The organism is Ralstonia sp. ASV6, from assembly GCF_016429285.1.
GTDB lineage: Bacteria > Pseudomonadota > Gammaproteobacteria > Burkholderiales > Burkholderiaceae > Ralstonia > Ralstonia flaminis.
Genome location: NZ_JAELUI010000345.1, coordinates 1 through 517, shown reverse-complemented (window position 1 = coordinate 517; position 517 = coordinate 1). Strand labels below are relative to the sequence as shown.

Annotated in this window: 1 protein-coding gene; it reads right to left on the bottom strand. The window is 60.9% G+C overall.

The annotated features are described in order from the left end of the window. Window positions 1-57: 57 nt before the first annotated feature. Window positions 58-517, bottom strand: a 460-nt coding sequence (locus tag JHD73_RS28005; protein ID WP_199033367.1) for a transposase, incomplete at its 5' end; no start/stop codon positions are given.

Here is a 517-nt window from a genome sequence, read left to right as displayed (position 1 = left end):
GTAAGCGTCCGGCGATACCACCTTGCCAGTCGAACTGCGTTGTGAGTGAGAGTATCTTCAGCGCGCCAGGCGCCAATTGTGAGGAAGCAGCTCGTCAATGCGGCTGTTCAGGTGGGTTGGCAGTCGGGCCAGCACGTCTCGGAGATAGGCCCACGGATCATGCCCGTGGAGCTTGGCCGATTGCACCAGGCTCATCACGATCGCGGCGCGCTGACCAGCCAGTTCACTGCCCGTGAACAACCACGCGCGGCGTCCCATGGCCCACGGACGAATCAGATTTTCCAGGCTGTTGTTGTCCACGCTCACTTCGCCATCCTGTAGGTGACGCGTCAGCTCGGTCCAATTCCTGAGGCTGTAATCCAGCGCCTTGGCCGTGATGCTGCCATCGGGTACGCGAGATCGCTCCAACTGCAGCCAGGCATGCAGCTCTCCCCATAGTGGTTGGGTTTCGCTGCACCTTCGGGCCAAACGTTCTTCACTGCTCAGCGCGGCCAACTCTCGCTCAAGGCGGTAGATC